This window comes from Micropruina sp., from assembly GCF_047606665.1.
Taxonomy (GTDB): domain Bacteria; phylum Actinomycetota; class Actinomycetes; order Propionibacteriales; family Propionibacteriaceae; genus Micropruina.
In genome coordinates this window covers 1-26,225 of record NZ_JASGEF010000031.1, presented here as the reverse complement: position 1 = coordinate 26,225, position 26,225 = coordinate 1, and the positions used below count along the sequence as shown (strand labels likewise).

General features: G+C 67.9%; 24 protein-coding genes and 2 pseudogenes. 15 read left to right on the top strand and 11 right to left on the bottom strand.

The genetic code is table 11. From position 1 onward, the window contains the following. The 7 genes and pseudogenes from QM619_RS06895 to QM619_RS06865 all read left to right on the top strand — a co-directional run. Positions 1-203 (top strand): annotated as a pseudogene (locus QM619_RS06895) (hypothetical protein); the annotation flags it as partial. 126 nt (positions 204-329) lie between these two features. Further along, positions 330-1,250 carry a methionyl-tRNA formyltransferase gene (gene fmt, locus QM619_RS06890; RefSeq protein ID WP_415105859.1) on the top strand — a complete coding sequence of 307 codons (921 nt, stop codon included), beginning with the start codon at positions 330-332 and terminating at the stop codon, positions 1,248-1,250. A gap of 116 nt (positions 1,251-1,366) precedes the next feature. After that, positions 1,367-2,650: an RsmB/NOP family class I SAM-dependent RNA methyltransferase gene (locus tag QM619_RS06885; protein ID WP_415105900.1), complete on the top strand. Its 1,284-nt coding sequence runs from the start codon at positions 1,367-1,369 to the stop codon at positions 2,648-2,650. A gap of 13 nt (positions 2,651-2,663) precedes the next feature. Continuing rightward, entirely contained in the window at positions 2,664-3,329 is a 666-nt protein-coding gene (gene rpe, locus QM619_RS06880) for a ribulose-phosphate 3-epimerase (RefSeq protein ID WP_415105856.1), read from the top strand. Next, positions 3,317-4,399, top strand: a complete 1,083-nt coding sequence (locus QM619_RS06875; RefSeq protein ID WP_415105853.1) for an aminotransferase class IV — start codon at positions 3,317-3,319, stop codon at positions 4,397-4,399. Before rpe ends, QM619_RS06875 begins: the two co-directional genes overlap by 13 nt. 79 nt (positions 4,400-4,478) lie before the next feature. Next, the gene (locus tag QM619_RS06870) at positions 4,479-4,754 is read left to right on the top strand and encodes a type II toxin-antitoxin system Phd/YefM family antitoxin (protein WP_415105850.1); all 276 of its coding nucleotides are present in this window, start codon (positions 4,479-4,481) and stop codon (positions 4,752-4,754) included. Then, positions 4,744-5,028, top strand: coding sequence for a type II toxin-antitoxin system RelE family toxin (locus QM619_RS06865; RefSeq protein ID WP_415105847.1), 285 nt, complete (start codon positions 4,744-4,746; stop codon positions 5,026-5,028). Before QM619_RS06870 ends, QM619_RS06865 begins: the two co-directional genes overlap by 11 nt. Before the next feature lie 10 nt (positions 5,029-5,038). Here the strand turns inward: QM619_RS06865 and QM619_RS06860 are convergent, their stop codons facing one another. Continuing rightward, positions 5,039-5,893, bottom strand: coding sequence for a PAC2 family protein (locus QM619_RS06860; RefSeq protein WP_415105844.1), 855 nt, complete (start codon positions 5,891-5,893; stop codon positions 5,039-5,041). 130 nt (positions 5,894-6,023) lie between these two features. Here QM619_RS06860 and QM619_RS06855 point away from each other — a divergent pair, with 130 nt between their 5' ends. Next, entirely contained in the window at positions 6,024-6,953 is a 930-nt protein-coding gene (locus QM619_RS06855) for an NADP-dependent oxidoreductase (protein ID WP_415105841.1), read from the top strand. 206 nt (positions 6,954-7,159) lie between these two features. Here QM619_RS06855 and QM619_RS06850 read toward each other — a convergent pair whose 3' ends face one another. The 3 genes from QM619_RS06850 to metH form a co-directional block, all read right to left on the bottom strand. Continuing rightward, positions 7,160-10,042, bottom strand: coding sequence for a BTAD domain-containing putative transcriptional regulator (locus QM619_RS06850; protein WP_415105839.1), 2,883 nt, complete (start codon positions 10,040-10,042; stop codon positions 7,160-7,162). Positions 10,043-10,467: 425 nt separating this feature from the next. Continuing rightward, on the bottom strand, positions 10,468-10,941 hold the full coding sequence (locus QM619_RS06845; RefSeq protein ID WP_415105836.1) for a hypothetical protein: 474 nt from the start codon (positions 10,939-10,941) through the stop codon (positions 10,468-10,470). Positions 10,942-11,108: 167 nt separating this feature from the next. After that, positions 11,109-14,759 (bottom strand): methionine synthase, encoded by a 3,651-nt coding sequence (metH, locus tag QM619_RS06840; RefSeq protein WP_415105897.1) that lies wholly within the window; start codon positions 14,757-14,759, stop codon positions 11,109-11,111. 250 nt (positions 14,760-15,009) lie between these two features. Between metH and QM619_RS06835 the strand changes: the two genes are divergently transcribed. From QM619_RS06835 to QM619_RS06815, 5 genes and pseudogenes are all read left to right on the top strand, one after another. After that, positions 15,010-16,503, top strand: a complete 1,494-nt coding sequence (locus tag QM619_RS06835; RefSeq protein WP_415105833.1) for an ABC transporter substrate-binding protein — start codon at positions 15,010-15,012, stop codon at positions 16,501-16,503. Between the two features lie 14 nt (positions 16,504-16,517). Further along, positions 16,518-17,399, top strand: a pseudogene (locus QM619_RS06830) (tRNA (adenine-N1)-methyltransferase); the annotation flags it as partial. Then, positions 17,396-19,102 (top strand): proteasome ATPase, encoded by a 1,707-nt coding sequence (gene arc / locus QM619_RS06825; RefSeq protein WP_415105830.1) that lies wholly within the window; start codon positions 17,396-17,398, stop codon positions 19,100-19,102. The pseudogene QM619_RS06830 and the gene arc, both read left to right, overlap by 4 nt. Positions 19,103-19,216: 114 nt before the next feature. Beyond that, complete coding sequence (locus QM619_RS06820; protein WP_415105827.1) at positions 19,217-19,474, top strand: helix-turn-helix domain-containing protein; 258 nt, start codon at positions 19,217-19,219, stop codon at positions 19,472-19,474. A 2-nt stretch (positions 19,475-19,476) separates the two neighbouring features. Beyond that, on the top strand, positions 19,477-19,746 hold the full coding sequence (locus QM619_RS06815; protein ID WP_415105824.1) for a hypothetical protein: 270 nt from the start codon (positions 19,477-19,479) through the stop codon (positions 19,744-19,746). Between the two features lie 95 nt (positions 19,747-19,841). Here QM619_RS06815 and QM619_RS06810 read toward each other — a convergent pair whose 3' ends face one another. The 5 genes from QM619_RS06810 to QM619_RS06790 form a co-directional block, all read right to left on the bottom strand. Next, positions 19,842-21,356, bottom strand: coding sequence for a DEAD/DEAH box helicase (locus QM619_RS06810; RefSeq protein WP_415105894.1), 1,515 nt, complete (start codon positions 21,354-21,356; stop codon positions 19,842-19,844). A 143-nt stretch (positions 21,357-21,499) separates the two neighbouring features. Next, complete coding sequence (locus QM619_RS06805; protein ID WP_415105821.1) at positions 21,500-21,724, bottom strand: DUF3107 domain-containing protein; 225 nt, start codon at positions 21,722-21,724, stop codon at positions 21,500-21,502. A gap of 124 nt (positions 21,725-21,848) precedes the next feature. After that, positions 21,849-22,793: an ABC transporter ATP-binding protein gene (locus tag QM619_RS06800; RefSeq protein ID WP_415105818.1), complete on the bottom strand. Its 945-nt coding sequence runs from the start codon at positions 22,791-22,793 to the stop codon at positions 21,849-21,851. A 3-nt stretch (positions 22,794-22,796) separates the two neighbouring features. Beyond that, positions 22,797-23,609, bottom strand: coding sequence for an ABC transporter permease (locus tag QM619_RS06795; RefSeq protein WP_415105815.1), 813 nt, complete (start codon positions 23,607-23,609; stop codon positions 22,797-22,799). Next, on the bottom strand, positions 23,602-24,387 hold the full coding sequence (locus QM619_RS06790) for an ABC transporter permease (RefSeq protein WP_415105812.1): 786 nt from the start codon (positions 24,385-24,387) through the stop codon (positions 23,602-23,604). Before QM619_RS06790 ends, QM619_RS06795 begins: the two co-directional genes overlap by 8 nt. Positions 24,388-24,475: 88 nt before the next feature. On the opposite strand from QM619_RS06790, the gene QM619_RS06785 reads away from it, so the two are divergent. Both QM619_RS06785 and QM619_RS06780 read left to right on the top strand, forming a co-directional pair. Further along, the gene (locus QM619_RS06785) at positions 24,476-24,790 is read left to right on the top strand and encodes a hypothetical protein (RefSeq protein ID WP_415105809.1); all 315 of its coding nucleotides are present in this window, start codon (positions 24,476-24,478) and stop codon (positions 24,788-24,790) included. Positions 24,791-25,160: 370 nt separating this feature from the next. Next, the gene (locus tag QM619_RS06780; RefSeq protein ID WP_415105862.1) at positions 25,161-25,256 is read left to right on the top strand and encodes a BBE domain-containing protein; all 96 of its coding nucleotides are present in this window, start codon (positions 25,161-25,163) and stop codon (positions 25,254-25,256) included. Positions 25,257-25,268: 12 nt separating this feature from the next. Here the strand turns inward: QM619_RS06780 and QM619_RS06775 are convergent, their stop codons facing one another. Next, the gene (locus QM619_RS06775) at positions 25,269-25,661 is read right to left on the bottom strand and encodes a type II toxin-antitoxin system VapC family toxin (RefSeq protein WP_415105807.1); all 393 of its coding nucleotides are present in this window, start codon (positions 25,659-25,661) and stop codon (positions 25,269-25,271) included. Further along, positions 25,658-25,885, bottom strand: a complete 228-nt coding sequence (locus tag QM619_RS06770; protein WP_415105804.1) for a FitA-like ribbon-helix-helix domain-containing protein — start codon at positions 25,883-25,885, stop codon at positions 25,658-25,660. Before QM619_RS06770 ends, QM619_RS06775 begins: the two co-directional genes overlap by 4 nt. Between the last annotated feature and the right edge of the window lie 340 nt (positions 25,886-26,225).

The following is a 26,225-nucleotide window of genomic DNA, read 5'->3' as shown; positions in this document are numbered from 1 at the left end:
CTGCGGTGAAGCCTGGGGTGGGTTCGCCGGATTGTGGGTATGTGTATACCGAGCCGTCGTTGCCGGAGGGGAAGTATCGGGTGCGGGCGGTGGCTGATTGGGATGTGAGTTGGTCGGTGGCTGGGTTTTCTGGGGTGGTGCCGGCGTATAACGAGGCGTCCGCGAGTATTCCGATCGGTGAACTCGTCGCCCTGAACCGATAACCGCGCCGGTCGTACGGCACGCCGGTCGTACGGCAACCGATGAGAAGGCGGCCGACAGGGCGTGAGTCGCAATCGGAGCGGTCCACCGCTCGGTGGCAGGCGGGCCGATCCCGCTAGGCTGACGCGGTGCGTGTCGTGTTCGCTGGTACCCCGGAGGTTGCCCTGCCCGCTCTGCAGGCCGTAGCCGACTCGCACCACGAACTGGTCGCCGTCGTCACTCGACCGGATGCTCGCCAGGGTCGCAGCAAGCGCCTGGTTCCGAGTCCGGTCGCGACTTGGGCGGCCGAGCACGGCATCGAGACCTTGAAGCCGGTCACCCCGCGCGAGCCGGGGTTCGGCGTCCGGCTGCGCGAGTTGGCTCCTGACTGTTGTCCGGTGGTCGCCTACGGTGCTCTGGTTCCCGCGGACGTCCTCGCCATACCGCGGCACGGCTGGGTGAACGTGCACTTCTCGCTGCTGCCGGCCTGGCGCGGAGCCGCCCCGGTGCAGCGCGGAATCCTCGCCGGAGATACCGAGACCGGCATCACCATCTTCGATCTGGTACCCGCGCTGGACGCCGGCCCGGTGTACCGGCAGGAGCCGTCCCCGATCGTCGACACCGAGACCTCGGGTGACCTACTCACCCGGCTGGCCGCACGTGGCGCCGAGCTTCTCATCGAAGTGCTCGACGCCCTGGACGACGGCACCGCGTCCGCCACGCCGCAGCCCAGCGAGGGCATCACCCAGGCACCCAAACTCACCGTCGCGGACGCCCGGATCGACTGGACGCGTCCGGCGATCGAGATCGATCGGCAGATCCGGGCCTGCAACCCGAACCCGGTCGCCTGGACGACCCACCGCGGCGAGCGGTTCAAGGTCCACCTCGGTCGCGCCCAGGCCGGCACCATCCTCGCCCCCGGTGCGATCGATGCCGGACGCCGGACGGTGAACGTCGGCACCGGACGGGGCGTTCTGGAACTCCTCCAGGTGCAGCCGGCCGGAAAACGACCGATGGCGGCCGCCGATTGGGGCCGTGGGCTGGGCAGTGATCCGGGAGCGTTCGCGTGACTGGCAACAAGGATCCGGATCGGGCCGGGACTGAGAGGCCCAATCCGGACCGCTATCGACGGCCCCGACCCAAGCACCGCGGCAACCGCCAGGCAACCACCTCCGATCCGGCCCGAATCGCGGCCTATCGGACGCTTCGCGCCATCACCGCCGACGACGCCTACGCCAATCTCGCGCTTGCCGAGCACACCGCTGGCCTTTCCGCGCGCGACGCGGCCTTCGCGACCGAGCTTGTCGCCGGTGCGTGCCGCAGCCTCGGCCTCTACGACGCGATCATCGCCTCAGCCGCCGGACGCCCACTGCGCAGCCTGCAGCCGGCCGTCATCGATCTGCTGCGGCTCGGCACCCACCAACTGCTGGAACTGCGGGTGCCCAGCCACGCCGCCGTCGCGGCGACCGTCGAACTGGCCCGGCAGGTGCTGTCGCAGCGGGTGACCGGCGTTGTCAACGCCATTTTGCGCAAGGTCGCGGCGCTGGGCGCCGAGGGCTGGGCCACCCGTCTGCGCACCGAACGCGCCGACGCCGAAGCACTGCTGGTCCGCCACCCGCAGTGGATCATCGACGCCTACGCCGACCTGCTCCCTGCGGGCGAACTACCCGCCGCACTGGTCGCGAACAATGAGCCGCCGGTGCCGCACTTGGTGATCCGGCCCGGCCTGGCCGAGGTCGCCGAGCTGGGCGGACGCCCGCTGCGCTGGTCCCCGTTCGGGGTCGAGGCGTCCGGCAACCCGGCCGATCTGTCGGCGGTGGTGCAGGGTCGGGCCGGCGTCCAGGACGAGGGTTCGCAGTTGATCGCCTGGGCACTCGCCCGTGTCGGTGCGCCGCCGGGGCCCTGGCTCGATCTGTGCGCGGGTCCGGGCGGCAAAGCGGCACTGCTCGCCGGACTGGCCCGCGACAAGGGCGAACGCCTGCTGGCCAGCGAGCTGCAGCCGCATCGCGCGGCACTGGTCGCCCGTGCACTGGACGTCTACCCGGAGCCGAAGCCCGTCGTCATCGCCGCCGACGGGACCCGTCCGGCCTGGCCCTCGAACCGGTTCGTGCGGGTGCTGCTGGACGCCCCCTGCACCGGCCTGGGCGCGCTGCGCCGGCGTCCAGAAGCCCGCTGGCGCCGAAAGCCGTCCGATCTGGACGCTCTGGTGCCGCTCCAACATCAGCTGCTCGAAGCCGCAATCAACGCGACCGCACCGGGAGGCGTCATCGCCTACGCCACCTGCTCGCCGCATCGCCGCGAAACCAGCGCGATCGTCGAGGCGGCCGAGGGCGTCGAGATCATGGACGCCCACGCCGTCCTTCCCGAGATTCCGGACGCCGCCCGCGGCCGCTACCTGCAGCTGTGGCCGCACCGGCACGGCACCGACGCCATGTTCCTCGCGCTGCTACGCAAGCCGGTCGCGACCTAATAGGGTCGGACTCATGACGATGCGGATCACGCCCAGCATCCTGAACGCCGACCTGGCCAATCTCACCGCTGAGATCGCCCGGATCCCCAGTGCTGACGGGGTCCATGTCGATGTGATGGACAACCATTTCGTGCCCAACATGACCTTTGGGCTCCCGGTGGTGGAATGCATCCGGGCCAACACGACGGCGTTCCTCGACATTCACCTGATGATCGCCGAGGTCGACCGGTGGGCGCCGGCTTTCGCGGACGCCGGCTGCGAGTCGGTCACCTTCCACGTCGAGTCGTCCCATGCGCCGATCAAGCTCGCCCGCGAACTGCGCTCCCTCGGTGCGCGGGCCTCGATGGCGCTGCGCCCGGCGACCCCGATCGAGCCGTATGCCGACATGCTCGGTGAGCTCGACATGGTGCTGCTGATGACCGTCGAGCCGGGCTTCGGCGGCCAGAAGTTCCTCGATCTGGTGTTGCCGAAGATCCGTCGCACCCGTGCGCTGATCGAGGTCACGGGCGGCGAGATCTGGCTGCAGGTCGACGGCGGCGTCTCGGTGGAGACCATCGAGCGGTGTGCCGAGGCGGGCGCCGACACCTTCGTCGCCGGCTCCGCGGTGTACAGCGCGGAGGATCCCGACGCGATGGTGATCGCGCTGCGCGAGCAGGCGATCGCGGCGTGCGCCCATTGACCAGGCAGCTGGTTGCGGTCCTCGGCCGTGGTGTGGTGCCGACGTCCGATCCGATCGCGACCGCCGACGATGTCGGCCTGGTCAGGGGAGATGGCTGCTTCGACGCGATGCGGGTGCTCGGTGGGGGGCCGGACGCCGTGGTCGAGAACCTGGACGCCCATCTGGTCCGATTCGCTGGTTCGGCGATCACCCTCGAACTGCCGTTCGACGCGGACGCCTGGCGTGCCCTGATCGCGGACGCTGTCGCCGCCTGGCAGCCGGTTCCCGAGGCGGTGTTGAAGCTGGTGCTGACGAGGGGTCCCGAATCGACGCCCGGCGTCGCGACCGGCTTCCTCACCCTCACCGAACTCGACCTGGCAGCGATGGCGAAGGCACGCGTCGGCGTCGGCGTCCGCACCCTGAACCGCGGGTACGCCAGTGACGCCTTCGCGGATGCGCGTTGGTTGTTGGGCGGGGCGAAGCTGTTGTCGTACGCGGTCAACGCCGCCGCCAAACGTGAGGCCGGGCGGCAGGGTGACGACGATGCGCTGTTCGTCAGTGCGGACGGCTATGCCCTGGAAGGGCCGACCGCGGCCGTGATCGTGCTGCGCGACGGCACGCTAACCACGACACCGCCCGGTGTCACCGGAATCCTGGATTCGGTCACCGCGCGCCAGATTCTCGCCGGTGCGGCCGCCGAAGGTGTGCCGGCTCGCCACGGACTGATCCGGGTCGACGATCTGTTCACCGCGGACGGGGTATGGATGGTCTCGTCGATCCGCGGGGCTTGCCCGGTCGTCCGGCTGGACGGACACGATCTGCCCGTCGACGCAGACTGGCACCGGCGGGTCACCGATTGGAGCGGTTTCGGAGGCCTCGCGGCCGGCCGCGACGAACTGCGCTACGCCTTGCCGCTGATCGCCGATTTCCCGGACGCCGCCAGCCGGGTCCGCGGTCTGGTGGCGGCTCGCTGCCGCGCACACCTCGCCGCCGGCGGAACGCTCAATGAGATCGCGGTCGCACTGGGAGTGGCGCTCTGGGCGGCCCGGCCCTTGGCAGACGACGAATGGCCGGACCTCCGCTCGCAGTGACCTTGCGGACGTCCGCCGGGCAAGCTTGCCGAGGTCGTGCCCTGCGAGCCACGGAGACATTCGCGCTATGATTCTGTACATGACCACCTTGTCGCTGGCCGAGGCCAGGGCGAACTTGTCGAAGCTTGTGGAGTCAGCTGTCACCGTCCACGAGCGCTTCGAGGTGACGCGGAACGGGCGTCGGGCGGCCGTCCTGATGAGCGCGGACGACTACGACCAGCTTCTGGAGACTTTGGACATCCTCAGCGATCCCGAGGAGGTCGCCGCGCTGCGGGCGGGTTTGGCCGATCTGGCGGCGGGCGAGCTGAGTTCGGCAGAAGAGGTTCGGGCAGGCATGGCGGCGCGTGGCCGGTGAGGAGCGCTCGGCGTACGACGTCGTCTTCACTCGATCGGCGCGGCGAGCACTCGAGCAAGGTCTCCCTGAGAAGGTCGCGACCGCGGCCTTCGAGTTCATCATGGGGCCGCTGAGAGAGAACCCTCACCGGGTCGGCAAGCCGCTACGGGAGCCGCTGGCACCGCTCTTTGCGGCCCGTCGCGGCGAGTACCGCGTGATCTACCGAATCATCGACGCACGGGTCCTGATCGAAGTGGTTTCCGTCGTCCATCGCCGGGACGCCTATCGCGGGTGAGGCAGCGAGGTCAGCGAATGCCGGCCGCCGGGGGATTCCTCCGCCGCCGCAGATACCGCTGGATCTCGGCCGCGATCGCCTCGCCCTGGGGCTCCGGCTGGTTCTCGTCGCGACGCTCTTCGAGCGCCGTGATGTAGGCGGAGATATCGCTGTCCTCGGACGCCAACTCGTTGACCTGGCTCTCCCACAAGGCGGCTTGTTCGGGCAATTCGCCGGTGTCGAGCGGGGTGTCCAACAGATCTTCCAGCCGATCGAGCAATGCCAACGTCGCCTTCGGGTTCGGCGGCTCTGCCACGTAATGCGGCACCGACGCCCACAACGAGGCCGACGGCACCCCGATCACGGCGCAGTCCTCGGCGAGGACGCCGAGAATCCCCGTCGGACCCTCATAAGTCGACATCTCCAAACCCAGTTCGGTCGCCAACTCCACGGTCGAGGCGGAGGCGTGGACGGGGACCGGACGCGAGTGGGGCGCGTCGGTGAGCATGGCGCCGAGGAACACCACGATCTCCGGGCCCGCGGTCCGGATCGCCGACACCAGTGCCGAACTGAAGCCGCGCCAATGGAAGTTCGGCTCCGGTCCGCCGATCAGCACCAGGTCGCGTTCCGGCAGGGACGCCACCAGCACCTCGGTGGTCGGCCATTGCAGCGTCCGTTCACCGCCGGACGTCATGGCGACGGTCGGGCGGTTGACCTGGAAGTCGTAGTAGTCGTCGGGATCCATGGCGAACGCCAGCCGCGCCGAGGTGATCTCCGCCAGATGGTCGATCACCCCGCTTGCAGCGTCCCCGGCGTCGTTCCAGCCTCCGAAGGCGGCCACCACAGCCGGCCGTCGGAGGTTCTTCAACGACTTCACCTGAGCCATAGCGGCCATGCTACTCAGCCGGTCGGCTGCCTTGTGAGAACCCCAACGGCGTGGTCACGACCGGTTTCTCGGACGCCGCGACACGCCGTCCGATGGAATGCTCGAACCCCGACCCGAGTTGTCGACGGACATGACGACGACAGTGGTGGCCGCGAGCTATGGCGGCTCCGAGGCCCTGCAGGTGATCACCGCTCCGACACCCGAGCCGGGTCCCGGCCAGGTACGGGTCGAGGTTCGCGCCATCGGTGCGAACCCGGTGGACTACAAGACCTACAGCGGCGGCATGATGGCCGACCCCAGCCGGCTTCCGCTGCCGCTGGGCTCGGAGGCATCCGGGGTCGTGGACGCCGTGGGCGACGGCGTCACGTCAGTGGCGGTCGGCGATGAGGTGATCGCCTACCGGGCGCCCGGCAGCTACACCACCGACCTACTGGTGCCGGAGTCTGCGCTCACTTCCAAGCCGTCCGGTCTGGGGTGGGCCGAAGCCGCTGGACTGCTGCTGACCGGTGCCACCGCCTGGCATGCGCTGGTGGCGTCGGGTGCGCAGGCAGGCGACACGGTGTTGGTGCATGGCGGAGCCGGCGGCGTCGGCCAGATGGTGCTGCAGCTCGCGCGGTTGTGGGGCATCGGGGTGGTGGCGACGTCCGGTCCGTCCAATCAGGAGGTCCTCCGGGAACTTGGGGCGAAGCCGATCACCTACGGTGAGGGGCTATTGGACCGTGCCCGGGTGGCCGCACCAGACGGTTACGCCGCTGCCCTCGACATGGTCGGCACCGACGAGGCGATCGACACCTCGCTGGCACTGGTGCCGGGCGATCGGGTGATCAGCATCGCCGCCTTCCGCCGCGCTGCCGACGGCATCACCCTGATCGGCGGTGGCCCCGGCGCGGATCCCGGTACCGAGTTGCGCAACGCGGCCCGAGCCCAGCTTGCCGAACTGGCCGGCCGCGGCGATCTGGTGGTCGCCGTCGACCGCACCTATCCCTTGACGGACGCCGCTGCCGCACACGACTACCTGCGTGCCGGCCATGCGCGCGGCAAGGTGATCCTGGTGCCCTGAGGTGCTTTGCAGATGTTCGGGGCCGGTCCCATGTGCGATTTTGGCGCCGGTCAAGAGGTATGTGAAGTTCGGCATTCGAACCCCGGAGTTTGTCGGCGCGATTGCGCCGTAGAAGGTCTTGCTTTTGGCAGCTTCCACCCCGGAACCGCGGCTATGCGTAGGACACAGGTGGTGAAGGGCTGGCCGATGTAGGCTGTAGTTCGCGTTCATGCAGTCGCGAGCGCAATCGCACGTCGCGGGTCAACTCTTCCGACGGTGGACAGGGTTCGGAATCGGTCAGACCCCGTCCTCTGGATGCACTCGTCTCGGAGATCGAGCAGGTTCGGTGGAATTCGGTTGTCTGCGCTCATACCGATGTCTTCGTAGACTGCCGTGGCTGCTCCGAACCACTTGGCGGCCGACGCGTCGCGCCGACGCAGCGCGGCGCAACAGCCAAGAGAGAAGAGGATGTCGGCCACCGGGACGGGATTTGTGTAGTCTTCATCAGCAAGCCGCAGTGCTTCGATCAGCGCACCTTGTGCCCCGGCGACTTCACCCAGTGAGATAAGAGCTATTCCGTGCATGAGCAGTACGTGTACGGCCACCATCTGGCCCACCTGGGGGAGACGGTCCAACGCCTCTTGGGCGTAGATGCGGGCGTCCTCGTACCGTGCGAGCTGTATCAGGGTGTCTGTCACGTTCAGCAGACACGAGACCAGGTCGTGGACATCCCCGGACCGGCGGGCATCGTCGAGACCCGCGAGTCCGGCCTCGAAGGCGCGAGCGTGGTCTCCGAGATGTGCGGCTACGAAGCCGTCGGCATCACGTGCCAAGGCGATGAGTTCGGGGTCATTGCTGGTAGCTGCCAACTCCTGTGCTCGTCGACAGGCCTCGTTCGCTTCAGTGGCTCGCCTGTTTTCGGCGGCAAGCGCGGCCCGGCAGCACCAACCGTTGACATGGACGCGATCAGGCGCGAGTCCTGTCTCGGCAGCTTCGGTGAGTGCGTCGGCAAGTCTTCCTTCGGCTTCGGGTCCGTGAAGGTAGAACGCGAATGTCGCGGAGAGCACATTCAGCCAGGCGCGGGTGGGAGCCTCGTGTCCGTCAAGGTTCCGGACGCGCTCAAGCATCAGCCGGCCCCGCGCGATCTGGCCCGTCAGCAGCCAATAGCGGTGAATCGCGCGGGTGAGAAGAAGGGCTTCCTTGACTGCGCCTGCTGATGAAGCATGGTTCAGTGCGGTCGCGATTGCGTCCTCGTCGCGACTCAGGCGTCGAACGGCGGCCGTTGCGCCAGGGCCACTTAGCTGCGGGCCAAGTTCACAGGCGAGTGCGATCACCGCACGGGTCATCGTTGTGCCCAGCGAGTGATTCGGACCCGTGGCCACCACGAAATCGCGGACGAGCGTCGGCAGCCGGACTCGGCCCTCACTATCGGGGACCGCAAGGCCACGGAGTACCAACTGATCTAGAGCGTCGAGGACGGATGCGCCGACCCAACTTGCTGCCGCTTTTTCCAGTAGTTCAACGGTGACGGATCCCTCGAATGAGGCCATAGACTGCAACAACCTTTGGGCTGGCTCGTCAAGTGTCTGGACCGTGTCTTCCAGGATCGCCCGGATGGTAGCCCTGCGAGATTCGGCGCCCGGACGTCCGACATCGAGCACTGAGTCCACCCGACTTTCGAAGCGCTCCAGGAGTTGGCCAGGGGTAAGGGTGCGGGTGCGGGTTGCCACGAGTTCGACCGCTATTGGTATGCCGTCCACCAGACGGCATAGCGTTTCGATCGCCTTACGTGCCGGCGCTCTGGCGTAGCGCGCGCCGACCTTGTCCGAAACTCGCAGAAAGAGCTCCGCTGCGTCTCCTGCCGGGCCCGCATCGTTGCCAAACCCGGGCACTGGCACCAAAGACTCGCCAGGAGCCCCCAGTGGACGCCGGCTCGTCACCAGCAATCGGAGGTGATGCGACTGCCTGAGCAGGTCCGTGATTGGGCCCACGAGGCCATTGATCTGTTCGACGTTGTCCAGAATCAGCAAGCCTTCGAAATCCGCTAGGGACTGCGCCGGATCGGGTCCGCCAGTGCCTGCGAGGTGAGCGATACGAGCGAGTGCAGAATCGGCGACTAGCTCGGTTTCTAGCGGACAGAAGACCACGGTTCGGTCGGCGGCAAGCTGGTGCCCGATGGCCAATGCGAGCGTCGTCTTGCCGATTCCCCCGATGCCAACGAGGGTGACTAGCCGTTCACCAGTAGCTAGTCGCCTCTGGAGTTCCTCGGCCAGCCCATTGCGGGGTACGAACGTGGGTGGAAGTGCCGGCAGAGGTGAGATGTCCGATACCGGAGAACCAATCGCGGCCGGTTTCTCTAGACCGGGGAGTGCCTGGTTGAGGATCTGAGCCTCCAGGTCGACCAACGCAGGTGTCGGATCGATGCCCAACTCGTCGACGAGAATTCGCCGTAGTCGCTGGCAGACCGCAAGCGCCTCATCCTGGCGACCCCGGTAGTAGAAGGCCCTGGCGAGAACCGCCCATGCAGACTCGTCATAGCGTGCCTCGCTCACTGCCTTCTGAGCAGTTTCTGCGGCCTCCCCGGCCATCCCGGCCTGTAGTTGCGCCTCCGCGAGTTGGATCGTGGCGTCGAGCCTGGCTGAGTCGAGAGCAGAGCGTGCGTTCGCGGTGAACGGAAGGGCATCCAAACCGTCGAGCGCCCGTCCCCTCCACAAGCCGAGTGCCTGGCCGAGAATGGTCACCGCGCGTTCGGCGTGTCCCGCTCTGAGTGCGGCCGTCCCTTCGGCGACACCAGCCCCAAACTGGGCAGCGTCCACCTCCACCTCGCCGCGCAGCACGTAGGAATCGCCAACGCGCTCCAGACTGCCACCGAGGCGAGCAATGGCCTTGCGCAGCCCGGATACATATACCTGGATGGCACCGCGCGCCGTGTGTGGAGCCTCGTCGGCCCAGATGGCGTCGATCAGTTGGCTGGTGGAGACGGGGCGTGGAGACTGCAAGGCGAGAAGTGCGAGGACACCCCTCTGTTTGGTTCCTCCGAGCGGTGCCGGGTCAGGTTCCGGTACGTCTGTCCGTACGGACACCGGCCCCAGCACCAGCACAGCACTCATGCCCGACATTGTCGGGCCTGCGACCCCCGCTGCCAAGTCTCCGCAGACCCTAACGGTGCAAAACCCGACCAAGCCCGCAGACCGCAGGCGCGGCTGTCGCCAGTGATGGTGACAGCCGCACACGTAGTGAATGGGTGTGATCTGGTTCAACTGCGGGTGATCGGAGGTGCCGCATACTGTCCTTCGGTCGCTATACAGCGACCGGACGCAGATAGAAATGCGGCAATCGTGACGCACCGGCGGATAAGATGTCTCGATCCATGCCCCGTGATTGCCGATCACAGTGAGGATGGCGGAGATTCGTGACTCACCGGACTCGAGGCGGTCAAGAGGTGCCCTTTTGGGAGGCGGTGTGCTCGACTTTCATCCGTGCCATGGCCCGAGTTCCGGTCGCTCCAATAGGTCCATCTAGTCGGTCGGGTGCATCAGGTCCCTGTGCGACAGATGAGGATCACATTGCGGAAATAGTTGACGCCAGGCTGCACATAGAAGACGCCGGTGTCGCCCGAGCAAAACACCCGCGGGTACAGCCGCTTTCCGGCGGCGAACTTCCACCAGTAGCCCGCCGTCACGTTCAGCGACACGCACCCACTCGTATTCGCATAGAACGGCCCGTAGGGGAAGAAGGAGTTTCCGCTGGCCCGGTAGGCGAAGGTCATATCTGAGCCGCTTGCCGGCCAACGATACCCGTTGTAGTACGCCGTGTAGCAAACATTCACGCGACTGATGCTGGCCGCGTGCGCAGCTGGGCTGTCGAAGACGCCTGTGCCGATGAAGGTCAGGAAGAAGGCGACCAGGACGCCCGCGATACGGGAACCGAACCGGCGCGGCCTGGTGGAGGCCTTGGTGGTACTGGGCGGGGCGGTCTGGATGACTTGCAGATCGGTGGTGCTGCTCATGACGGCAGTCCTTTCTGGATGTCGCGTCGACCGTTGGGGTCGAGGCTGTTCCAGGGTGTCGGGCTACGCTTAATGCGCGCTTAAGCCTGGCGGTGCCGATGGTTGAGCTTTTCGAAGCCAGGCTTGGAGTCCGCCGCACGGGTCTCGCAAGCCCAGCCTGTGGCGGTTCAATCCACCGGGTCGTAGCCCAGGTTCGGTGCCAGCCATTTCTCCGCCTGGGGCAGCGTCCAGCCCTTGCGTTCGGCGTAGCTCTCGACCTGGTCGCGGGCCAGGCGTCCGACCACGAAGTAGCGGCTGTCCGGGTGGGAGAAGTACCAGCCGGAGACGGCGGCACCGGGCCACATGGCCATCGACTCGGTGAGTTGGATGCCGGTGCGGCGCTCGACGTCCAGCAGGTTCCACAGCGTCTGCTTCTCGGTGTGGTCGGGGCAGGCCGGATAGCCGGGCGCGGGGCGGATGCCGCGGTAGCGCTCGGCGATCAACGCGTCGTTGTCGAGAGCCTCGTCGGGCTGGTAGCCCCAGAACTCGCGGCGGACCCGTTCGTGCAGGCGTTCGGCGAATGCCTCGGCTAGCCGGTCGGCGATCGATTCCAGCAGGATTCCGCTGTAGTCGTCCAACGCTTCGCGGAACGCCTTGACCCGTTCTGGCGCGCCGAGCCCGCCGGTGACCGCGAACGCACCCACCCAGTCCGCCAAACCGGTCGACTTCGGCGCGACATAGTCGGCCAGCGAACGGTTCGGGACGCCTTCGCGGTGATGACCCTGCTGCCGCAGGTGATGCAGCCGCAGCCGCACCTCGCTGCGGGATTCGTCGGTGTACAGCTCCAGGTCGTCGTCCACCGCGGATGCCGGGAAGAAGCCGAGGATGCCGTTGGCCTTCAGCCAGCCCTCGGCCACCACGGTGTCGAGCATGGTCTGGGCGTCCGCCCACAGCTTGCGGGCCGCCTCACCCGAGGCCGGGTTGTTCAGAATGTCGGGGTAGCGTCCCTTCAACTCCCAGGCGTTGAAGAACGGTTGCCAGTCGATGTAGTTGCGCAACTCGGCGAGGGGGTAGTCGAGGAACTCCCGCACCGGCTGCGAATCCAGCATGGCCGGACGAGGCGGCAGATACCCGCTCCAGTCGATCGGCGTCCGCTCATTGAGCGCCTCGGCATAGGGGATCAGCGGACGGTCGTTGCGCTTGGCGGCGTGCCGTTCCCGGATCGACTCGTAGTCGCGGAACACCTCGGCCATGAAGTCGGGACGCTTCTCGTCCGACAGCAGCGCGGCCGCGGTCGGCACCGATCGGGAGGCGTCCTTCACCCACACCACGGGACCTTCGTAGCGGGGCGCGATCTTCACCGCGGTGTGGGCCCGCGAAGTGGTCGCCCCGCCGATCAGCAGCGGCAGCTTCAAGCCGAGCCGCTGCAGTTCGGCGGCGAAATTCGACATTTCGTCGAGCGACGGGGTGATCAGCCCGGACAGCCCGATCATGTCGGCGCCGACTTCTTCGGCGGTGGTCAAGATCTTCTGTGCCGGCACCATCACGCCGAGGTCGATCACTTCGTAGTTGTTGCATTGCAGCACGACGCCGACGATGTTCTTGCCGATGTCGTGCACATCGCCCTTCACCGTGGCCATCACGATCCGGCCCTTGGTGTATGCGGCGTCGCCCGGCTTCTTCTCGGCCTCGATGAACGGAATCAGATGCGCGACCGCTTTCTTCATCACCCGCGCCGACTTCACCACCTGCGGCAGGAACATCCGGCCGGCCCCGAACAGGTCGCCGACCACGCCCATGCCGTCCATCAGCGGACCCTCGATGACGTCCAGCGGGCGCCCGCCAGAAGCAGCCAGCTCGACCCGCAACTCTTCGGTGTCGGCGACGATGTGCTCGTCGATGCCCTTCACCAGGGCGTGGGTGATCCGCTCCCGGGACGGCAGGGTGCGCCACTCCTGCACCGCCTCCTCGACCTGGGCTCCCGAGACGTTGAACTCGGCGGCGATCTCCAGCAGCCGTTCGGTGGCGTCCGGACGCCGGTTCAGCACCACGTCCTCGATCCGTTCCCGCAGCCGCGGATCGATCTCGTCGTAGACCACCAGGGCGCCGGCATTCACGATGCCCATGTCCATGCCGGCGGAGATGGCGTGGTACAGGAAGACCGCGTGGATCGCCTCGCGCACCGGGTTGTTGCCGCGGAACGAGAACGACACGTTCGACACGCCGCCCGAGATCAGGGCGCCGGGCAGGTTCTGCTTGATCCAGCGGGTGGCCTCGATGAAATCGACGCCGTAGTTGGCGTGCTCTTCGATGCCGGTGCCGATCGCGAAGACGTTCGGGTCGAAGATGATGTCATGGGCCGGGAAGCCGACCTCGTCGACCAGAATGCGGTACGCCTCGGCACACACCTCTTTGCGGCGCTCCAAGGTGTCGGCCTGGCCGTCGCTGTCGAAGGCCATCACCACGATCGCGGCACCGTATTTGCGGCACAGCTTGGCGTGGGCGATGAACGGCTCCACGCCCTCTTTCATCGAGATCGAGTTGACGATCGGCTTGCCCTGCAGGCAGCGCAGCCCGGCCTCGATCACCTCCCATTTCGACGAGTCGACCATCACCGGCACCCGGCAGATGTCCGGCTCGGAGCTGATCAGCTTGCAGAACCGGTCCATGGCGGCGACGCCGTCGATCATGCCCTCGTCCATATTGATGTCGATGACCTGGGCGCCGTTCTCGACCTGCTGCCTGGCCACCTCCAACGCCGTGCCGTAGTCGCCTTCGGTGATCAGCCGCCGGAAACGCGCCGAGCCAGTGATGTTGGTGCGCTCACCCACATTCACGAACAACGAATCGGGCGCGATGGTGAGCGGCTCCAGGCCGGCCAGCCGCATCGCCGGCACCGGAACCGCCGGCGTCCGGGGAGCGGCCCCCCGGCTGGCCCGGACGATCGCCTCGACATGCTCGGGTGTGGTTCCACAGCACCCGCCGAGGATGTTCACCAGGCCGTCGGTGGCGAAACCGGCGACGATCGTCGCCATTTCCTCCGGGGTCTGGTCGTATTCGCCGAAGGCGTTCGGCAATCCCGCATTCGGATAACACGACACGTAGCAGTCGGCGACCCGCGACAACTCCGCCACATACGGACGCATCTCGGCCGCGCCCAGCGCACAGTTCAACCCGACCGCCAATGGCCGGGCATGCCGGATGCTGTTGTAGAACGCCTCGGTGACCTGGCCAGACAGGGTGCGCCCCGAGGCGTCCGTGATGGTGCCCGAGATGATCAGCGGCCACCGGCGTCCGCGCTGCTCGAACAGGGTCTCCAGCGCGAAGATCGCAGCTTTGGCGTTCAAGGTGTCGAAGATGGTCTCGATCAACAGAATGTCCGCGCCGCCGTCGACCAGCCCGTCGGCCTGCTCCAGATAGGCCTCGACCAACTCGGCGTAGCTGACATTCCGGGCCGCCGGATCGTTCACGTCTGGCGAAATGGACGCTGTCCGGTTCGTCGGGCCGAGCGCCCCCACCACATAGCGCGGACGGCTCGGGTCGGCGGCCGTCGCCACATCGCAGGCGGTCCTTGCCAGCCGCGCCGACGCCAGGTTCAACTCGTAGGCCAGATGCTCCATGCCGTAATCGGTCATCGAGATGCGTTGCGCGTTGAACGTATTGGTCTCGATGAAATCCGCGCCGGCGTCCAGATAGTCGCGGTGAATGGACGCGATCAGTTCCGGCTGGGTGAGCGAGAGCAGGTCGTTATTGCCCTTGAGGTCGCTCGGCCAGGCGGCGAACCGCTCCCCCCGGTAGTCGGCCTCGCTCAACTTGAACCGCTGGATCACCGTGCCCATCGCGCCGTCCAGGAAATGCAGTCGGGTGGCCAGCGCGGCCCGCAGGGTCGCCGAGGCGTCCGGACGCAACTCGCCGGGCGGAACCCACGGCTGCGGTGGCGTCAAGGTGTCCGAGCTGCTGCTCACGATGCGCGTATTCCTTCCCGAACCGGCCAGACCTCTGCCAAAGGGGTTCCGCGCAACTGTACGCCTGCGGACCCGCCCGGCATGGCCCGATCCACGCCGGCGCCGGAGGCCCTACCCTTGGTCCGTGTCTCCGATCGCCCGCTCGCTGCTGTCCATGGCGATCGCATGGTGCGTGGCGCTCGGTGCGACCGGCTGCACTCCGCCGCCCGCGCCGCCCCCGTCCAGTCCGAGCAGCGCCAGCACGCCGGCGCGTCCCTTCACCGTGCTGGCCGCGCAGAAGGCGACAACCACCGACCCGGCGGCCGTCCGCAACGACTCGGACGCCATGGTGACGCTCGACCTGTTCCAGCGGCTGATGCTGGTGCAGCCCAGCACTCAGCTGCTCAAGCCCGACCTGGCCAAGGAATGCCTGTTCACCGGTGCGCAGGTCTACGAGTGCACCCTGCCGAAGGACGTCCTGTTCTCCAGCGGTCGCCCGCTGACCAGCTCGGACGTCGAATTCAGCATCAAGCGCGCGCTGCGACTCGCGCCGGCGAAGATGTCCCTGCTCGGCGCCCTGCGCAGCATCGAGACACCCGACCCGACCACCGTCCGGTTCCGGCTGAAGTACCCCGACAACCAGTTCGGCTACGGCCTGGCCGTGCCGGCGGCGTCCATCGTGGACGAAGCGGCCTACGGCGCCGACGAGATCCGCCCGGTCGATCAGCCAGCGGTCGGCAGCGGGCCATACCAACTGGAATCGTGGGACGACAAGGGACTGACGATCACCAAGTTCGCCCAGTACAAGGGTCCGCTGGGCACCGACATGCCGCGCATCCGGATCGCCTGGGCCGACTCGCCGACCGCCGAGCAGGCGCTGATCGACGGGCAGACCGAGATCGTCTGGCGGACCCTCAGCCCCGCCGCCGTCGACCGCCTGCAGAACCGTGCCTGGACCGGCCATCAGCAGAACGACCCGGCCGGCTACTTCCGCTGGGGGCTGCCGCGGGCCGTGCTGCAACGGCTGGTCTGGCTGCCTCGCGGTCCTTACCGGTCGGACGCCACCCTGCGCGCCGCGGTATCGCTCGCCCTGCAGGAAGACCGGACGGCCAGCTCGATCCTGCCGACCATGATCGAAGGGCACGCCGACTCCTTCGCGCTCGGCGGCAACCCGAAGATGCCCGCCCTGGTGAGCGGCATCGCGCTGACCATGCGCTTCACCGACTCCTCGCCGGCCATGGCAGACCTCGCGAACCGGGTGCGCGACCGGCTGGAGGAACAGCTCGGCATCTCGGTGAAGCTGGTCTCAGAGGCGGAGCAGGCTGATCTGGAGTTGCGCGACAGCGCGCCGCTGGTGAACACGGCGCTGGGCTGGCTGCAGGACTATCTGAAGAATCCGCTGCCCGGCAGCGCGGGCAAGCTCGCCGATCTGGAAGAGCGGGTCCGATCGAGCAGTCGAGACGAGGTTAGGCTGCCGGCGCTGATTGAGATTCAGAAGCAGGCGGCGGTGGACGCCACGGTGGTGCCGATCGCCGAGACCGAAGGGGTGCTGTTTCTGCGCGACCGGGTCAACCTGGTCGGCGAAGCATTCGGACCTGGGTGGCAATTGGCGTTGTGGGGAGCACGATGGCGGAACTGAACGGGGTGCGCACCGGACCTTTGCAGGCCGGCGAACGGGTCACCCTCACCGACCCGAAGGGACGCCGGCACTCGGTACTGCTGGCGTCCGGGGGCACGTTCCACACCACCAAGGGCGGGATCAGCCACGACGCGCTGATCGGCGGCCCGGACGGCAACGTGGTCACCTCGGCCGGTGGGGTCGCCTATGTGGCGTTCCGGCCCTTGCTGGAGGAGTTCACCGTCACCATGCCACGCGGAGCGGCGGTGATCTACCCCAAGGACGCCGCGCAGATCCTGGTGCAGACCGACATCTTCCCCGGCGCGCGGGTGCTGGAGGCCGGGGTCGGCTCGGGATCGCTGAGCATGCATCTGCTGCGCACCATCGGCTCTGAGGGGCGGCTCTATTCCTATGAGCGCCGGGCCGACTTCGCCGAGATCGCGAAGCGGAACGTGCAGACGTTCTTCGGCGCGCCGCATCCGGCCTGGGAGGTGCGGATCGGCGATCTGGTCGAGGTGATCGGGGACGAGGAGATCGATCGGGCGATCCTCGACATGCTGGCGCCCTGGGAGTGCATCGACGCCGTCGCCCAGGTGCTGGTGGCCGGCGGCATGCTGTGCTGCTACGTCGCGACCGCCACCCAGCTCGGCCGCACCATGGACACGCTGCGGGCCCACGGCGGGTTCACCGAGCCGGCCGCGAGCGAGCTGTCGTCGCGGCAATGGCATGCCGAGGGGCTGGCGATCCGGCCCGGCCACGCCACCACCGGGCACACCGGATTCCTGGTCTTCACCCGGCGGCTGGCTCCCGGCGTGACCGCGCCGCTGCGCCGACGGCGTCCGGCACCGGGGGCGTACGGGCCCGACTACAAGGGGCCGCGTCCGCCTGGGGTCGGGGTGGAAGAGGCGTCGGAGTGAGCGAGCCGCCGGCGTCCATCGAGCAGTTCCTCGAGTTGGCCGAGGCTCGTGGCCGCGCCGCCGAACTGGCGGAGCGCCGGCTGGCCAACGCCCGCGCGGACGCCCGCTCGCTTGCCCAGACCAACGAGAAGCTGAACACCACCCTGCGTGAGGCGCGCGAGACGCTGATCGGTCTGCGGGCCCAGCTGGAGGCGTTGTCGAAACCGCCGCAGGCGCACGGCGTCGTGGTCGGTCTGGCCGCGGACGGGCTGGTCGACGTCTCCGTCGGCGGCCGGGCCTTGCGGGTGGCGGTCGCGCCCGAGGTGGCGTCCGATGAATTGGCGGCCGGCGTCCCGGTGCTGCTCAACGAGGCGATGATGCTGGTCGGAGTCGGTCCCGAGCCCACCCAGTTCGACGTGGTCATGGTCAAGGACGTGCTGGCCGACGGACGGCTGCTGGTCGCCGGGGGAGGCGATGACGAGCATCTGCTGACCGCGGCGCCGGGGGCGTCCGATGCCCAGCCGGGACAGAGCGTCGCCGCCGACCGCCGCGCCGGGGTCGCGCTGTGGGTGGTGGAACGCACCGAGGTCAACGACCTGCTGCTCGACGAGGTGCCGGACGTCGACTACGCCGACATCGGCGGGTTGGGTGGCCAGATCGAGCAGATTCGGGACGCCGTCGAACTGCCCTTCCTGCACCGCGACCTGTACGCCCGTTATCAGCTGCCCGCGCCCAAGGGCGTCCTGCTCTACGGTCCGCCCGGATGTGGCAAGACGATGATCGCCAAGGCGGTCGCCAACTCGCTGGCCGAGCAGGTCGGCGGGGGCGTCGGCAGCCACTTCCTGAACATCAAGGGCCCCGAGCTGCTGAACAAGTACGTGGGTGAGACCGAGCGGCAGATCCGGGTGATCTTCGCCACCGCCCGCGAGCATGCCGCCGACGGGCGTCCGGTCATCGTGTTCTTCGACGAGATGGACTCGCTGTTCCGCACCCGCGGCAGCGGGGTCAGCTCGGACATGGAATCCACCGTGGTGCCGCAGCTGCTCAGCGAGATCGACGGCGTCGAGGGCCTGTCGAACGTGATCATCATCGGCGCCACCAACCGCGAGGACCTGATCGATCCGGCCATCCTGCGTCCCGGCCGGCTCGATGTGAAGATCAAACTCGACCGTCCGGACGCCGCCGCGGCCGCCGAGATCCTCGGCAAGTACCTCACCGATGAGGTCCCGCTGCGGACTCCCGGTCATTCCGACGAAGCCGACTCCGGTCGTCCCGGCGAACGCGACACGGGTCGTCCCGGCGAGTCCGACTCCCGTCATCCCGGCGGATGCCGGGATCTCGCCACCGCCAAGGAGTACCGGCAACAGCTGATCAAAGCGACCGTCGACGCGCTCTACGCGACGACCGACGAGAACCGCTTCCTCGAAGTGACCTACGCCTCCGGCGACCGCGAGGTGCTGTACGTCAAGGACTTCGTCTCCGGCGCGATGCTCGCCAACATCGTCGGACGGGCCAAGAAGTCCGCGATCAAGGACATCCTGGCCGGCGGTCCGGACGGCGTCCGGCTGGAACATCTGCTCGGCGCCTGTGCCGACGAGGTCACCGAGAACGAGGACCTGCCGAACACCACCAATCCGGACGACTGGGCCCGGATCTCCGGCCGCAAAGGCGAGCGGATCACCTTCATGCGCACCCTGCGCGGAGCCCGCCAAGTCAACCCGTAAGTCCGGTGACCGAGGGGACGGTTCTTTTCGGTACCGCTGGAGCGGCAGAATTCGTCGGTCGAGGTCTTGTTACGGTACTAGAACATTTCCACATGTAAGCGTACGCTGCCATTCATGCGCAGAGGTTCGAGATCGGCCCAGGACCTGGGGGCGAGGCTGCGGCTGCGACGTGAGTCGATGGGGCTGACCCAAGGCGACGTCGCGGCACGGGCCGGGGTCACTCGCCAATTGGTGTCGCGCATCGAGCATGGTCACCCTCGGGCCGAATGGGGCGGCGTGATCGCCGTCGTCCGCGCCCTGGACGCCGCAGTCCTGCTGGTCGACGCACCTAGTGAGACCTCAGTCGACCTCGACTCGTTCTTCGAAGGCTGACGATGTCGCCACAACGCTCCCGACGGCTGTTCGCGTTTCTGCACGAACGCCGTTTCGGACGGGTTCGGCGTCCGCACTGGGACCGGCTGGCGCGGCGCGCAGGCATCGACGCGGACGAACTGTGGTTGCGGGTGTCCGAGTTGGCTCAGCGGCTGCCGGACGCCTTGGATTCGGCGATCACGGCCACACCGCTTCCTGACGCAAACGACCTGCCCGCACGCTATCTGGACCGCCTCAGCCAGTACCTGACCGAAGCCGGCTTCGAGCACTAGTCCTTCCAGCGTCGCCGCTGCCGGATCGAAAGGGAACCGTCCCCGGGTTCAGGGGACGGTTCCCTTTCGGTTCACGCTTGGCGGGCGCTCTCTGGTTACTCCGCGGGCGCGGGTTGAGCCGGCCGGCTGCCGGACGAGCGCCGACGGCGTCGGCGACGCGGCTTGTCGGACGCCGTTTCGGCGGCCGGATCGGTGCTGGTCGGCGCCTCGGTGGTATTGGTGTCCGGCTGGATCGGCTTGTCACTGGAACGGCGGCGGCGCTGGCGGCGGACGCGTCCGTCACCGGTCTCCACCCGCTCGGCCTTCGGTCCGCGTTCCCGTGGCTCGCGGGGTGCACGCGGTTCGGCCTCCTTGGGCGGAGCGATCCGGCCTTTGGTGCCCGGCGCGATGCCGAGATCGGTGAACAGATGATGCGAGGTCGAATAGGTCTCGGTCGGATCCGGGAAGCCGAGGTCGAGCGTCTTGTTGATCACCTTCCACCGGGTCAGGTCGGCCCAGTCGACCAGGGTCACCGCGACGCCTTTGGCGCCGGCCCGGCCGGTGCGGCCGATCCGGTGCACATAAGTCTTGTCGTCGTCCGGGCATTCGTAGTTGACCACGTGCGAGACGCCGGTGACGTCGATGCCGCGAGCCGCCACGTCGGTGGCGACCAGGACGTCCACCTTGCCCTCGTGGAACCGCTTCAGCGACTTCTCGCGCAGCACCTGATTGAGGTCGCCGTGCAGGGAACCGACGGTGAAACCGCGGTCGGTGAGCTCGTCGGTCAGCCGCTGCGCCGAGCGCTTGGTGCGGGTGAAGACGATCGTCTTGGTGCAGCCCTCGGCCTGCAACAGGCGTCCGACCACCTCGGGCTTGTCCAGATCGTGCGCCTGGTAGACGAACTGATCGACCTCGGGCACGGTGACCGAGGCGTCCTGGGTCTCGGCGCGCACGTTGACCGGCTGGTTGAGGTACATCCGGGCCAGGCCCACCACCGCGGACGGCATGGTGGCGCTGAACAGCATGGTCTGCCGGGTCGGCGGCGTCTTCGAGATCAACCGCTCCACATCGGGCAGGAAGCCCATGTCGAGCATCTCGTCGGCCTCGTCCAGTACCAGCACCTTCACCGCCGACAGGTCGAGAGAGCGGCGGGTGACCAGGTCGAGGAGCCGTCCGGGGGTGCCCACCACGACGTCGACACCGCTGGTCAGCGTGCCGACCTGGACGTCGTAACCGACGCCGCCGTAGACGGTCAGCACCCTCGCCTTGCGGACGGCGGACGCCACTTCAAGATCGGCCGCGACCTGCAGGGCGAGCTCGCGGGTCGGACACATCACCAGGGCCTGCGGTTTCCCCTTGGGTGAATGCCCGGCATAGCCGGGGTCGGATTTCAGGGTGACGCGCTGGAGCAGGCTGACCCCGAAAGCCAGCGTCTTGCCGGTTCCGGTACGGGCCTGCCCGATCATGTCGGTGCCGTTGATGGCGATCGGAATGGCCAGGGCCTGAATCGGGAAGGGGTGTTCGATGCCCACCGCCTGCAAGGCCTGGACGATTTCGGGAATGACGCCGAGATCGGCGAATGTGGTGGGAGACTCAGTGTCCTGCTGCGCCTCGGAAGCGTTGTCGCTCAGTGTGGTGGCCTCACGTGCACCGGCCGTCAGGCCGGAAAGATGACACCCGTTCCGGCGGCGTGATCGTCAGCCGCGCTGGAACTGGGGACGCACAAGGGATGTGCGTTCGGCCGTCAGTCTAGCCCCCACCGGCGGACAGTGCCTCAGAGCGCGCCGAAGCCTACCCGGCGGGCCGCTTCCTGACCCAGTTCGAGGTAGGCGATCCGGGCCGCCGGAATCAGCACCTTGCGTCCGCGGTCGTCGGTGAGCGTGAGCACCGCGCCCTCGGCGACGGCCTTGCCGAACGCGGCCTCGACGTCGGCGGCGGTCTCCTCGGACTCCAGCACGATCTCCCGCGGGCCGTGGACGATGCCGACCTTGATCTCCATTGCTTCTCCTCACCAGGCAGACACAGAACTCTGCACCGACCCTAGTCGGCTCGCTGCTCGTGCACGGACGCCGTCCGCTGCCAGCGCAAAATGCCGACCCGATCCCGAGACGGGCCGAGCGGGGTCACGACGCCGGGGGACGGGTGTAGATCCGGGCCACCAGGTCGTCGATCGCGGGCTCGGTCAGGGTCAGATCGTCCACCCGTGCCTGCTCGGCGACCGCTGCGAACAGGTCGGCGGCGCTCACCGCGCCGGGGCGGAACGAGATCCGGACGCGGTGCCCGCCGGCCTCGATCTCGGCGAGCCGGGCGCCGTCCGGCAGGGTCAGGCCGGTGACCGGCTCGGTCAGGTCGGCGACCAGGACGCGTTCGGCGTCCGTCACTCGAGCCAGGTCGGCCGCGGTGCCGTCGAAAGCAAGCCTGCCGTGGTCGATGATCACCATCCGATCGCACAGCCGTTGTACGTCACCCAGGTCGTGCGTGGTCAGGAACAGCGTGGTGCCGCGTTCGGCCCGCTCCCGCTGCAGGAAGTCGCGCAACGCACCCTTGCTGAGCACGTCCAACCCGATCGTCGGCTCGTCGAGCACCAGCAGTTCGGGGGAGTGCAGCAGCGCCGCCGCCACCTCGCCGCGCATCCGTTGCCCTAGCGACAGCTCGCGGACCGCCTGGTCGAGGAAGTCGGCCAGCGCCAGTTCGTCCACCAGTTCGGCCAATCGCGGACGCCACACCGACGCCGGCAGCCGGTGCATGGCGGCCAGGATCTGGAAGCTGTCGGCCAGCGGCAGATCCCACCACAACACGCTGCGCTGGCCGAACACCACACCGATCCGCCGGGCCAGCCGGCGCCGGTTCGGCACCGGATCGAGTCCGCAGGTGCGGATCGTTCCGGCGCTCGGGGTGAGGATGCCGCACAGCATCTTGATCGTGGTCGACTTCCCGGAGCCGTTGGCGCCCAGGTAGCCGATGGACGCGCCGGCGTCCACGGTCAGGTCGAGCGCGTCCAGGGCGCGCAGCACGCCACCGCGCCGGCGGTAGTCGCGGGTCAGTCCGCGGGCCTCGATGATCGCCACGGTTCAGCCTCCCGCCCCGGTGTAGTGACGGACGGCGGCCCGCCACAGCAATCCCACCACGGCCCACAGCAGTATCGCGACCGGGAACCCGAGCCAGGCCATCCAGGCCTCGAACGGCCAGGGCAACGAGGCGCCGGTGAGCACGGCGGCCGGGACGAACGCGACCAGCGTCGCCGGCACCACGAAGGTGAAGAACACCCGCACCGGCAGCAGCAGCGCGCCGGCCGGCACGCCGGCCACGTAGCGTCCGCCGTAGGTGATCGAGTTGCCGGCCTGCGCGCCGTCGATCAGCCAGAACTGCAGGCTGCCCGCAGCCAGGAACAGCGCGCCGAAGATGAGCGTGCCGGCCAGCGGCGCGACCACCGCGAGCACCACGGACGCCGTCGTCAGAACGACACCGGCCACGGTCAACGCCCACAGATAGACGGCCAGCCCGAACGCCACCCGACCCAGCCGGCGCAACTGGACATCGGCGGTGATCAGCTGCAGCAGCAACGGCACCGGACGCACCAGCAGCGTCTCCAGCTGCCCCGTCCGGATCGCCACGTTGACCGAGTCCAGCTGGCCGAACACCATGTCGGCCAGCCCGAACGCGATCGCCGCCAGTCCGTACACCACGCAGGCCTGCGGCAGGGTCATCCCGCCGAAGACCGGCGCATTGTGCAGCAGCACGTAGATCTCGGCCAGCTCGGTGAGTCCGAGCAACGCCTGGGACGCCAGGTCACCGACGAAACTGCCCCGGTAGACGGTCTGCGACCGCAGCCGGGCGGCCAGCATCGTCCAGACCATCCGCGACATGCTCACCTGCTCAGCCACCCTGGATCACCACCCGGGACAGTCCGCGCCGCAGCACCCACTCCGCAAGGCCGCCGAGCACGACGACCCAGAACAACTGGACGGCCAGCGTGGCCGGTGCCGAACCGACGCCCATCGCCAGATCGATCGGGGCCTGGAACATGCTCGGGAACGGTGTGACAAGGGTGATCGCCAACAGCCAGTCGGGGAACCACGAGACCGGAACGATCAGGCCGCAGAACAGATTCATCACGATCATGTAGAGGTTGAGGTAGCCACGCACCTCGAGCACCCAGAGCGCGGTGAGGTTGAGCAGCAGCCATCCTTGAAAGGCGATGGTCACGGCCAGAATCAGTGACAGCAGGGCGATCATCCATTGGCCGGGATGCAGCGGCAACGCCAGGCCGGTGGTGGCCGCGCCGATGGCAAGCATCGGCAGCACCCGCACCAGCAAGGCGCTGCCGGCCCGTCCGTACTCGGCAGCCAGCCAGCCGGCGACCGGGGCGACCGGCCGGAGCAGGTCGACCGCGACGTCCCCGGCCTTGATCCGCTGGGCGATGTCGCTGACTGCCCACAACGGCACCACGCCCACCAGGCACTGGCCGAGCCAGACGTAGCTGGACGCCTGCAGCGCGTCGTAGCCGGCGATCTCACCACCGGCGCCGGCGACCGCCGCCATCAGCAGGGACGCCCGGACCAGCCCGAACACGCAGTTGGTGACCATGGTGGCCACGATCGCCACCCGATAGCGGAGCTGACGCCGGAAGCTGCTGGCCGCCAGTTCCCAGAACGCACGCACCCGCGACAGCCTAGGAGGTTCCGCCGGCCCCGCGCCGCTGCTGCCTGAGTCACGTCCGAGGCTCCGGTGGCCTTGGTGGGGTCGAGGCGTGAGTTCTGTGCGGCAGCTGCATCTCCCCGTGTGGGGACCCTATCTGCTCGTCGCCGCACTGGCCATGGCTGCGTTGCTGCCGTTGTTCTCCCGACTGCCCAAGGTGGCGGTGGTGGCCTGCTTCGATCCAAGCCATCTGCTGTACAGCCTGGTGCCGAGCAGCGAGCCGGCCGGCGCCGTCCATTGTGTGAGCGCGCCGGCTCGGGTGGTGAGCTGGACGCTGCTGGTTGCCGCCACCCTGGTGGTGCAACTCGTGCTGGTGCCGGCCGCGTTGCTCGCGGCAACCCTGATCCTGCGGGAGCGCGCCGCCTGATCGGCATCGGCCGCGAGATCCTGGCGGCCGCACTGGCCTGGCTGACCGCCGTTGCCGTGGCGGTATGGCCGCAGCCGGCGCCCGTTCCGGTGCGGGTGATCGCCACGCGTCCTGGCTGGAACCGGGTCAATCCCCGTGGAGGCCCGCCCACCCTTTCCTGAAACCCGACCCCCGTGTGGCGTCCGACGGACGTCGCGTCCGGGTCGGCTGAGTTCGCAACACAACCGAAATCCGGAAAATCAGCCCGAGAGGTCTGACTCAGGTCTGACATCCCATGCGTTCCCGCCCGCCTCGCCACTGACCCAGGTGATCCTGACCTGCCAGGGCGGCGCGATCGGTCGCGTTCCGAACGACGCCATGGCATTCGGCAATCGGCAGGCACTTCGTCCGACTGCGGCAGCTCAAGAAGGTCTGGGATCCCGACAACCTGTTCCGGCACAACCAGAACGTTCCACCAGCGGATTAGCACCGGGCCTGGTCAGCGCGTTCGCGCGAAAAGGAGCACCTCGGCATTGTGGCCGGAGCCGGTCAGCTTTGCGTCACATGTGTGCAAAGGCACCGACAACGCTTCCGCCAAGGCCAGGTAGCCGGCGTCGTAGCTGGTGAACTGATGGCGCAGTTGCCAGATCCGATCGGCTAGCGGCTGGCTCTCGTGGCGGACGATGGTGAAGCCGAAATAGTCCTGGATCGCCTGCTCGGCCGACTCGGAATCGAGGTGTCCACCGAGGGTGAGTCCACGCAGAGCCGACAGCACTTCCACGTCGAGCAGGTGAGGTACGTGAATCTCGTTGCGCAGCGCGTCGAGCAGCGTGTCACCGGCGTCCCGCCCCACCAGCGCCTCGACCATCGCCGAGGCATCGACGACGATCATCGACGGTCTGCGCGCACGGCCGCCACGATCTCGACCGTGCTGGGCCCACGGCTGCGGTCGCGGTTCCGTAGCCGGGCGACAATCTCGTCGTTGGTCGGCCGTGCGGCGAGCTTGGCGAGTTCGCCCCCGACATACACCGACAATGACTTGCCCTCGGCTGCCGCGCGCAGCTTCAGCGTCTGTGCCACGGACTCGGGGACGTCCCGGATGTACAAAGTCGTCATGGACACCATGCTAGCAATCTGCAAGCATCTGGGTTCCGCGAAGGTGGCGGCGGACAATGGCGTTGTGTCGAATCTGGCTGACGCGGCGTGTCGGCGGCCACGAGAAACTGCCCGGAGACGGCCACGAAACTGCCCGCTGGCGGTCATGAGAACTGCCCGCTGACGGTCATGGGATCTGCCCGACACGATGTCGTCTGCCTGGCCGCGTTGCGTGGTTGAGGCCCCTTCCTCGGGTGCGATGAGCGGTGCTTGAAGTCGCCATCGCCCCGAGGAAGGGACACAGTGAAGTCTGCCGAGGAGATCATGAAGATTCTGGATGCCTACGACCTGACCGGGTCGT